The sequence below is a fragment of the Lentzea sp. NEAU-D7 genome (assembly GCF_026242055.1).
In the GTDB taxonomy this organism is placed as follows: Bacteria; Actinomycetota; Actinomycetes; order Mycobacteriales; family Pseudonocardiaceae; genus Lentzea.
In genome coordinates this window covers 12,583-23,485 of sequence record NZ_JAPJDL010000001.1, presented here as the reverse complement: position 1 = coordinate 23,485, position 10,903 = coordinate 12,583, and the positions used below count along the sequence as shown (strand labels likewise).

Genomic DNA, 10,903 nt, shown 5'->3' with positions numbered 1-10,903 from the left:
TCCTCAGAGTTCGTTGAGGGAAGCGGTGTGTTCGAGCTCGCGCAGGATCAGTTCCTCGACGAGATCGGCGAGTGCGGCGACGGTGCGTGCGGACAGCACGTCGCGTGGGCTCAGGTCGACGCCGAACGCGTCGCGCAGCAGCGAGGTGACGTGCATGCCGCGGATGGAGTCGCCACCCAGCGCGAAGAAGTCGTCCTCGGCGCCGACCCGGCCGACGCCGAGCACCTGGGCCCAGATCGCGGCGACGGCCTCCTCGGCCTGCGTGCGCGGCGGGACGTGCTCGACCGGCGTCCAGTCGGGATCGGGCAGGGCGCGCCGGTCGAGCTTGCCGTTGGGGCTCAACGGGAACTCGTCGAGCCGGATGATCGCGGACGGCACCATGTAGTCCGGCAGCGCGGCTTCCGCGGTCCTGCGCAACGCGTCCACGTCCGGCGTCCTGACGTAGGCGACGAGCCGTTCGTCCCGCACGACCACGACGGCGTCGCCCAGCACGGCCTCGATCTCGCCGAGCTCCACGCGCAGCCCGCGGATCTTCACCTGGTGGTCGGTGCGTCCCAGGTACTCCACCGCGCCGTCGGGTCGCCACCGGGCGAGGTCGCCGGTGCGGTACATGCGCGTGCCCGCCGGACCGAACGGATCGGCGACGAACCTCCCGGCCGTGAGTCCCGGCCGGTTCAGGTAGCCGCGGGCCAGCTGGACGCCCGCCAGGTACAGCTCACCCGGCACACCCGGCGGCACCGGTCGCAGTTCGGCGTCGAGCACGCGCAACGCGGTGTTCCACACCGGCTTGCCGATCGGCACGACGTCCGCGCCTGGAGAGGTCGCCCAGCTCGTGACGTCCACGGACGCCTCGGTCGGCCCGTACAGGTTGTGCAGCGGCACGTCGACCGTCTCGTACCAGGCCCGCACCAGGTCCGGCGGCAGTGCCTCGCCGCTGCACAGCACCCGCCGCAACCCGGTGCAGCCCTTGGCGGCCGGCTCGCGCAGGAACGCTCGCAGCATCGACGGCACGAAGTGCGCGGTCGTGATCGACTCGCGCTGGACGAGGTCGGCCAGGTACGCCGGGTCGCGGTGGCCCTCCGGCTTGGCCACGACCAGCGTGGCGCCGGCGATCAGCGGCCAGAAGAACTCCCAGACCGAGACGTCGAAGCTCGCCGGTGTCTTCTGCAGCACCCGGTCGTCCGGTGTGAGCCCGTACTCGTGCTGTGTCCACAACAGACGGTTGACGACGCCCCGGTGCGGCACGACCACGGCCTTGGGCCTGCCCGTCGAGCCGGACGTGTAGATCACGTAGGCCGGGTGGTCCGGGCTCAGGTCGACCTCGGGAGCCGTGGACGGGTGGCCGGAGGCGTCGAGCGGGGAGTCGACCACGAGCACCGGGCCGGCGTCGCCGACCATGAACGCGACGCGGTCGGCGGGCAGCTCGGTGTCGATCGGGAGGTAGGCCGCACCCGCCTTGAGCACGGCCAGCAGCGTCACGACCAGGTCGATCGACCGCGGCAGCGACACGGCGACCACGCGTTCCGGACCGGCGCCCTCGGCGATCAGCCGGTGCGCCAGGCGGTTCGCTCGCCGTTCCAGCTCCGCGGCGGTGATCGCCTCGCCCTCGAACCGCACGGCCTCTCCGCCGTGGGGGGCCAGCAGGTCCAGCAGGGTGAGGTCCGGCACCTCATGCGCGGTGTCGTTCCACTCGCCCAGCACCCGGTGCCGTTCCTCCGCCGTGAGCAGCGGCAGCGCGCCGACCGGCCGGTCGGCGTCCTCGGCGATGCCGGTGAGCAGCACCCGCAGGTGGTCGCCGAGCCTGCGCGCCGTGGCCTCGTCGAACGCCGCGGGGTCGTACCCGAGCAGCACGGTCAGCTCGGTGTCCGGATAGACCGTGGCGCTGAGCGGGAAGTTCGTCGTCTCCACGGCGCGCAGGTCGCGCAGCGGCAGTCCCTGCGCCGGGTAGTTCTCGAACACCAGCACGCTGTCGAACAGGTTCACCCCGCCCTCGACGCCGCTCCAGGCCCGCAGGCCGGTCAGCGGCACGTGCTCGAACCGCCGCGCCTCGACCTGCGCCTCCTGCAGGCCGCGCAGCCACGCCGCGACGGGCGACCGGTCGTCCACGGCCACGCGCACCGGCAGGGTGTTGATGAAGATCCCGGTGATGTCGTCGACGCCGGGCAGATCGGCGGGCCTGCCGGACACGGTGGCGCCGAAGCACACGTCGTCGCGTCCGCCGTGGCGGGCGAGCAGCACGGCCCACGCGCCCTGCACGACCGTTCCCGGCGTCAGCCGCTGCTCGCGGGCGAACGCGTACAGGGCGGCGGACTCCTGCGCGGACAACGAGATCCGCAGGTTCGCCGTGGTGCTGGAGTCGTGCTGCCCGGACGGCGTGCGGTCGAACGGCAGCGGCGTCGGCTCGGTGAAGTCGCCGAGCACCTCGCGCCAGTGGCGCTCGGCAGCCTCGTCGTCCTGGCGGTGCAGCCACTCGACGTAGTCGCGGAACGGCGGCCGCTCCGCCGGTTCTCCCAGAACGTCGGTCAGCACCTGGAAGACGCTCCAGCCGTCGAGCAGCACGTGGTGGAACGTCCACAACACCTGCACCTCGCCCTGCGGCAGACGGCCCAGGGTGAGCCGCATCAAAGGCGCGGTCGCGAGGTCCATGCCTTCCGCGCGGTCGGCCTCCAGCAACGCCTGGAGCAGTTCCTCGCGATCCCCTCGGGTCCAGTTCAGATGGCGGATCGGCACCGGCGCCTGCGCGTGCACGACCTGCACCGGTTCCGGCACGCCCTCCCAGACCACGCTGCTGCGCAGCACCGGCGTGCGGTCCACGACCCGTTGCCACGCGGCCGCCAGCACGTCCGGCTCCGCGGTCACGACGAAGCTGGTCTGCTGCAGGTACACGCCGTCGAGGGAGTGGAACACCATGCCCGCCTGCATCGGCGTGAGCGGGTAGACGTCCTCGACGTGCGGCAGCGCGATCCGGTCGCAGGCGGCCTGGTCCAGCCGCGCGAGCGGGAAGTCCGAGGGCGTGCGGCCGCCGGCGTCCGGCTGCGCGCAGTGGTGCGCGATGTCCCGCAACGCCACCAGCATCTCGTCCGCCAGCCGCGTGATCGTCGCCTCGTCGTGCAGTTCGGTGCTGTAGAACCAGGTCACCTCGAGCCGGCCGTCCTCGACGCGGCTGACCACGTCGACGGCGTGCGGGCGCGGCGCGTCCGGGGCGGCGTCGAGGTCCATGCCGCGCTGGTCGTCGTCGAACCGGCCGAGGTGGTTGAACCCGACCTCCGGCGTGAGGTCCGGCAGGCCCTCGTCGGTGAGGTACCGCAGGGCTCCGTAGCCGATGCCGCGCCGGGGAACCGCCCGCAGCTGTTCCTTGACCGCCTTGAGCGTCTCGCCCCAGCCCGCTTCCGGCACGTCGAGGGCGACCGGGAACATCGTGGTGAACCAGCCGACCGTGCGGGACAGGTCGACGCCGTCGAACAGCTCCTCGCGGCCGTGGCCCTCCAGCGCGACGAGCACCCGCGGCGAACCTGTCCAGCCGCTCAGCACGCACCCGAGCGCGGCCAGCAGGACGTCGTTGACCTGTGTGCGGTACACGGGCGGCACCTCGCGCAGGACGCGCTGGGTGTCCTTTTCGGACAGCCGGACCGTGACGCCGCGCTGGGAGGCGGTGGTGCCCGTCTTGGAGCTGCCACCGGTGAGCTGTTCCCACCGCGCTCGTTCGTCGTCGAACCCGCCCGCTCGGGCGTGGCCGGCGAGCCGGTGTGCCCACTCGCGCAACGAGGTCGTCTTCGGCGGCAGCGGTTCGCCGCGGTAGGCGGCGCGCAGGTCCTCGGCGATGATCCGCCACGAGATGCCGTCCACGACGAGGTGGTGCGCGGACAACCGGACCTGGCGCGGTGCCAGGACCTCGGTCTCCAGCAGCGAGTGCCCGGACGGCTCGATGCGCTGGCGCCAGCCGCCGTCGAACGCGTACCGCGTCCGCAGGGCGTCGTGGTGCGCCACCACGGTGCTGACGGCGCCGGCGAGCCGTTCGTCGTCGACGTCCTCGGCGAAGTCCAGCACCACGGACTGGTGGAACCGCCCGAGCCCGTCGTGGTGCTCGAAGTACCAGCGCTGGATCGGCGTGAGCGGCACGTCCCCGGTGACCGTGCCCTGCTCCGCGCTCGTCCCGCCGGTGGACCGCACGCGGGGAGCCAGCTCGGCGATCGTCTGGTGGGCGAAGACGTCGCGCGCGGTCAGGTGCAGACCGGCGGCCCGTGCCTTGGTGACGACGCTGATCGCGAGGATCGAGTCGCCGCCCAGCTCCAGGAACCCGTCGCGCACCCCGACCTGGCCGACGCCCAGCACCTCGGCGAACACCGAGGCGAGCACGGCCTCGACCGGTGTGCGCGGTGCGACGAACCGGGCGCGCTCGACCCGCGGTGCCGGCGGTTCCGGCAGGTTCTCGCGGTCGATCTCGTCGAGCACCACCCACGCCGACGGGATGAGGTAGTCCGGCAGCACCTGGCTCAGGACACCTTTGAGCTCGGCGGGGTCCGCCTGCGTGACGTAGCCGACGAGCCGTCCGTCGTGGACCACCACGTGCGCGTCGTCGACCGTCCGGCGCAGGACCTCCTCGACCACCGCCGGGTCGGCGCGGAACCCGCGCACGCGTGCGACGTCCTCCGCCTCGCCCGCGAACTCGACGAGGTCCCGGTCGGGATTCGCGGTGACGGCCTCGCACAGCGCGACGAGGTCGTCGGCCACGCGCTCGATCGTGCTCGCGTCGAACAGGTCGGTGTTGTACTCCAGCGCGAGCGTGAGGTCGTCGCCGCGTGGCCAGAACTCCGCGACGAGGTCGAACCGCGCGGCAGGCCGCGGCAGCTCTGCCTCCTCGGCTGCCAGCTCGCCGAAACCGGTGCGCGTGAACAGCGGTTGCTGAAGCGCGACGACGGCCTGCACGAGCGGTGTCCGGCTCGGGTCGCGGTCGGGCCGCAGCTGTTCCACGAGCTGGTCGAACGGCACGTCGTCGTGGGCGAAAGCCTCCAGCACGGTGTCGCGCACCTGGTCGAGGTAGGCGGTGAACGGCTGCCCGGGGTCGAGCCACGTGCGCAGCACGAGCGTGTTGACGAAGAAGCCCGTGACGCCGTCCAGCTCCGCGCGGTCCCGTCCGGCGTTCACCGTGCCGACCGCGATGTCGCGCTGGCCGCTGTGCCGGGCCATGACCACCTTCACCAGTGCGGTGAGCGTCATGAACAGCGTCGCGTCGTGTGCCCGGCCCAGCGTGGTCAGCCGCTGCACGAGCGACGCGCCCAGCGGGCGCCGCAGCACGGCGCCCGCCGTCGAGCGCAGTGGCGGCCGCACCCTGTCGGTGCGCAGGTCGAGCGGTTCGAGACCGTCGAGCTTGTGCCGCCAGTAGTCCACGCTCGGCACCGGCTGTTCCTGTTGCCACAGCGCGAAGTCCGGGTACTGCAGGAGCGGCCGCGGCAGCTGTTCGCCCGCGTAGAGCCTGGCCAGCTCGTCGAGCAGCACGGCGACCGAACGGCCGTCGGTGATGATGTGGTGCTGGCACAGCACGAGCACCTGGTCGCGGGTGAGCAGCGCCCGCGTCAGCGGTCCGGTGCGCAGGTCGAACGGCTTCGCCAGCTCGGCCTCCAGGTCCGCGACGAGCTCCAGCCGCACCGTCCCGTGTGGACTGATCACCTGGACGTCGTCGTGGACGTTGGTGCGCAGCGCGTCGTGCCGGGCGACGAGCAGGTCCAGCGCGTGCTGGAGCCGGGTGGTGTCGAGCTCGCCGGTCAACCGCACGCCGGCGGCGGTGTTGCTGTCCGGTCCTTCCGCGCCCTGGAGCCGCTTCTGAGTGCGGGACAGCGGCACCGGACGCCCGTCGTGGGTGGGCTGGATCTCGACGGGTCTGTCGTCGGGCAGCACCGCGGCCAGTGCCGCGACCGTGCGGTGCTCGAACAGCGTGCGCAACGGCAGTCCGCCGCCCAGCGACGCGAGCGTGCGCATGGCCAGCACCGAGTCGCCGCCGAGCTGGAAGAAGTCGTCCTCGGGGCCGACCGCGCCGACCCCGAGCACCTCGGCCCACACCTGCGCGACCCGGTGTTCGGCGGGAGTGCGGAGGGCCGTGGCCCCCTGTGTCTCCACCTGCCCGGACGGCTCGGGCAACGCCGCCCGGTCGAGCTTGCCGTTCGGGCTCAGGGGGAACGCGTCCAGGACGACGAACGCCGACGGCACCATGTGCTCGGGCAACCTGGCGGCCACGAGCGCGCGCAGTTCGGCCCGGTCGGCCTCGCCGGTGACGTAGGCGACGAGGCGCTTGAGCCCCTGGTCGGAGCGCGCGACGACGACCGCCTCGCGCACACCGGCGTGGTCGCGCAGCACCGCCTCGATCTCACCGGGCTCGATGCGGAACCCGCGGATCTTCACCTGGTGGTCGGCGCGCCCGACGAACTCCAGCACGCCGTCGCGCCGGCGCACGACGTCACCGGTGCGGTACAGGCGTCCCGGCCCGAACGGGTTGGCGACGAACCGCTGCGCGGTGAGGCCCGGCCGGTCGAGGTACCCGCGGGCGAGGCCCGCGCCGGTGACGTACAGCTCTCCCTCGGCCGCCGGCCGCAGGTCGTCGTCCAGCACGTGCGCGAGCGTGCCGGGGATCGGCGTACCGATCGGCGGGCTGCCACCGGGGGTGAGCGGCTCGCTCCACGTCGACACGACCGTGGACTCGGTCGGCCCGTAGGCGTTGATCATCCGGCGGTCCGGCGCCCAGCGCTCGACCAGTTCGGGCGTGCAGGCGTCACCACCGACGATCAGCGTGCGGAAGTCGGGCAACGGCACGTCCGGCACGGTCGCCATGGCCACGGGCGGGATCAACGCGTGCGTGATCCTGTTGTCCCGCAGCACGTCCGCGAGCTGCTCGCCCAGCAGCGGGCCTTCCGGAGGCACGACCAGCGCGGCGCCGGACGGCAGCGCCATGCACAGCTCCAGCACCGAGGCGTCGAAGCTGGGGGAGGAGAACTGCAGCACCCGGTCGCCCGGCCGCACCTGGAAGTGCTCGATCTCGGCGCGCGCGAAGCCCGCCAGCCCGGCGTGCGTGACGACCACGCCCTTCGGCCGCCCGGTCGAACCGGACGTGTAGATCACGTACGCCGGGTGCGCCAGGTCGACCTCGACCTCCGGATCCGTGTCCCGCATGCCGCTCGTGTCCACCGCGGAGTCGAGCGTCAGCAGCGGCGCCGCGTCGCGCAGCATGAAGTCGATCCGCTCGGCGGGGTAGGCGGGGTCGACGGGCAGGTAGGCGGCTCCTGCCTTCAGCACGGCGAGCTGCGCCACGACGATGTCGGCCGACCTCGGCATCCGCAGCGCCACGATCCGTTCGGGGCCGGCCCCCCGTTCGCGCAACCACCACGCCAGCCGGTTGGCGCGGGCGTCCAGCTCCGCGTACGTGAGCGTGCCCGACGGCGCTATGACCGCGGGGGTGTGCGGGGACGACGCCACTCTGGCGCGGAACAGGGCCGTGAGGAACATGAGAGGAGGGGCCTTTCCGGAGGATCAGTCGGAAGGGTGTGGGAATGGTCAGGCGACGCGGCGGGCGAGCCTGCCGCCCACCTGCAGCCAGCCGATGTCGCGGCCGGGGGAACCGCGCAGAAAGCGTCCGGCTTGCGAAGTGTCACCGGTGTCGACGTCGCGCATTCGGAAGCGCAGTCCGTCGTAGAGCGTCAACTCGGCGAACGGCTCGCCGTCCACGACGAGTCGCAGCGGCGCATTCTCGCCCTGAGACACTGAATACTCCGTGTCGCCGTTGTAGAAACGTCCCACGCAGCCCGGAGGCGTCGCCGACACCCGTTCTCCCAGCTCGCGACAACCGTCGTAGTCACCGACGCCGAGCGCGCGCGCCAATTCGTGCCACATCGCGAACCCGGTGCTGCCATTGGTCGTGAGCGCGACCACGGCGCCGCTTTCCGGATGGACGCGCAGGTGGCAGGAGGTGCCGTCTCCCGTGCCGTCGTGCCCGAACCACCCGCCCTCGAACAACGCCACGCCGAGGCCCCAGGCGTCGGCCATCCCGAACGGCTCCGCACCGTCCACGGGGGTCCGCATCTCGCGCAGCTGGGCGTCGTCCACGAGCGTCGGTCCCTCGCCGGCGAGCATCCGGCCGAGCCGCACCAGGTCGATCGCACTCGCCGCGACGGCGCCGGCGGGCGCGTCCACGAGCGTGAGCGACTGGTGCACCGGCACGACCCGGTGCCGGTCGGGGTTGACCGCGTGGCCCGGCACCGCGTCGTACGGCCCGTCCGGCGCCACCACGAAGTGCGCCTCCACGCCCAGAGGCCGCAGCAGCACCGACGACATGGCCTCCCACCAGCTCATACCCGTGACGACCTCGATCAGGTGCCCGGCGGCGCTGTAGCCGATGTTCGAGTAGGAGAACCCGTCACCGGGCTCGTGCAACGGGTCGGCGCGGCGCAGGCACTCGGCCACGTGCTTGCTCAGCGTCGACGCCGTCACCTCGTCCGAATCGGACGGCAGACCACCGGTGTGGCTCAGCAGGTGCCGCACGGTGAGCCGTTCGCTCAGGCTCGCGGCGGCGGGCAGGTACTCGGCGAGAGGCTCGTCGAGATCAAGATCCCCGTCCGACACGAGGATCATCGCCAGCGCCGCGGTGAAGGTCTTGCTGACCGACCCCACCGGCACGCGCGCGGCCCGCGTCATCGGCGGCCCGCCGGTGTGCTGGACGCCGAACTCGACTGAACGCGTAATTCCGTCGCGGTGAACGGCGAGTTGCGCGCCCGGAATCAGATGGCGTCTGGAGTGTCTTTCCAACAATGGCTGGAGCTGGACTTCGTGCATGTTCCCTCGCAGTACAAGTCGACCCCCAGAGCAATTTCGTCGCAAGTTTTGTGTCAGTGCTGCAGAAACGGGCGGTTAGGCCGCTCAGCGGTTCGTACGCTGCCAAATCATCATCACACCGTGGGACCGCCAAATGGAGCACCTCCTTGGAGTGCCCCCGATAAGACGCCTTCATGCGCTCTACTGTGACGCTCTGTCCACGGCTGCGGGAGGTCAACCACTCGAACGGGTGGGTTTGGACTGGGTCGTCTCGAAAACAGCCGTGAAAGACGACGTATTTTTGGAAAATGTTTCGGATACGTATCGTCACGCGCGGTCACGGACCGTGCTAATGTCGATATTTTGAGAATTCTGGATGCTGTGAAAAGCGGTTGGACGCAGAAGCGGGGGGGGGGGGGGGGGCCCCCCCCCCCCCCCCCCCCCAGGGGGGCGGGGGGCGGGGGGGGGCGGGAGGACCGCCCCGCGGGGGGTCGGTGTGGGGGGCGCCGCCCCCGGCGGCCCCCCCGGGGGGGGGCGGGGGCCCCCCCCCCCCCCCCCCCCCCCCGCTTCGTGTCGTGTCGCTAGCGCTGGAGCGTGAGCACTCCCGGCCGGTAGGGCAGGAGGCCGTACGGCGTGCCGTCGGAGCCGGGGTCGCGTCCCTGGTAGAGGAACTGCAGGTTGCAGGGGTCGATGGTCTTGGTCTGGTCGGGGTTGGCGCGGACCAGGTCGCCGTGGCTGATGTCGTTGGTCCAGGTGGCACCGCTGTTGGCCTTGCCGGCGAACGGATTGCTCTCGGTGGCGGCCTGCGGCGTCCACGAGCCGTTCAGGCTGCTGGACGTGAACGAGCGGAAGTAGCGCCCGCCGGATCCCATCGCCTCCACGATCATGAGGTACTGGTTCTGGCCCTGGACCTTGTAGACCTCGACCGCCTCGAACAGGTTCTCCTTCGTGTCGGTCATGACCGTCGTGAAGGCCGAGCCGAAGCTGCCGGGGAAGTTCCCGATGGGCATGCTGGCCCGGTAGATCTTGCCGAGGTCGTCGGCGAAGAACAGGTACATGTTCGTGTCGTCGCCGATGATGGTCTGGTCGAGGGGAGCCCCCACGGGGAGGGTGCCCGTGAACAGCGTCTGCGGCGCGGACCAGCCGTTCGGGTTGGTGGGGTCGCTCGAGGTGCGGTAGGAGAAGGTCGGCCCGCCCCACTGGTAGGCGAGCACCCAGATGTTCTTCGGGGCGAAGTAGAACAGCGTCGGCGCGACGGCGCCGACGGACAGCGTGTTCTGGCCGGCGGTGGCCATGTCGGACCAGTTCGTGAAGGGGCTGAAGCTCATCGATCCCCAGCTCGACCTGCTGTCGCTCGTCGTGCCGTAGACGATGTGCTTGCCGTTGTGCACGACGGTGGTGAAGTCCTTGAGCGAGACCCATCCCGATTTCGGGTTGGCCAGCGGGCCGGTCGACGTCCAGCGGTACGTCGACGGCAGCGTGCACGTGCCGCCCCCGCCGACCCGGACGAGCTGCCACTGCTGGTTGCCGCCGTTCCAGTCGGTGTACTGCACGACGCGAGCACCGTCGGCCGTCGCGGCACCCTGCACCTCGACCGCCTTGCCGCTGTTGCGGTTGACCAGCCGGACGTGGCCGCCGTCGGAGTCGGCCAGCCGGAACTGCTGGTTGGCGCCGTTGACGTCGGGCCACTGCACGACCGCGGCACCGTCCGCCGCCGACCAGTTGAAGACGTCGAGCACCTTGCCGGAGTGCCGCGCGCGCAGCCGGTAGTAGCCGCCGCCGGAGTCCACGAACTGGAACTGCTGGTTGGTGGCGTTGGTGCGGGCCCACTGGACGATGCCCGCGCCGTCGGCGGTCGACGCGCCGTTGACGTCGAGGGCTTTACCGCTGGCGCGGTTCAGCAGTACGTACCAGGCGGTGGTGTCGACCGTGGCGGCCGTCGCCACCGGGGAGGCCACCGTGAGCAGTCCGCCGACGAACGCCAGGACGGCCGCGGCGGCCACCCCTGGCCGCCACCTCGTGTTGCGTGCAGATCCCACCGGCATTGCATCTGTCCCTTCGTCACGGGAAACCACTTGGCACGAGGCGCATCAACTCGTGTTATCGC

2 protein-coding genes and 1 pseudogene are annotated in these 10,903 nt (G+C 71.6%); all 3 read right to left on the bottom strand.

The annotated features are described in order from the left end of the window. Nucleotides 1–3: 3 nt before the first annotated feature. Nucleotides 4–7,494 (bottom strand): annotated as a pseudogene (locus ORI60_RS00080) (non-ribosomal peptide synthetase); the annotation flags it as partial. Between the two features lie 48 nt (nucleotides 7,495–7,542). After that, on the bottom strand, nucleotides 7,543–8,817 hold the full coding sequence (locus ORI60_RS00075; protein WP_266032428.1) for a serine hydrolase domain-containing protein: 1,275 nt from the start codon (nucleotides 8,815–8,817) through the stop codon (nucleotides 7,543–7,545). A 560-nt stretch (nucleotides 8,818–9,377) separates the two neighbouring features. Next, nucleotides 9,378–10,841, bottom strand: a complete 1,464-nt coding sequence (locus ORI60_RS00070) for a non-reducing end alpha-L-arabinofuranosidase family hydrolase (RefSeq protein WP_266032425.1) — start codon at nucleotides 10,839–10,841, stop codon at nucleotides 9,378–9,380. Nucleotides 10,842–10,903 lie beyond the last annotated feature (62 nt).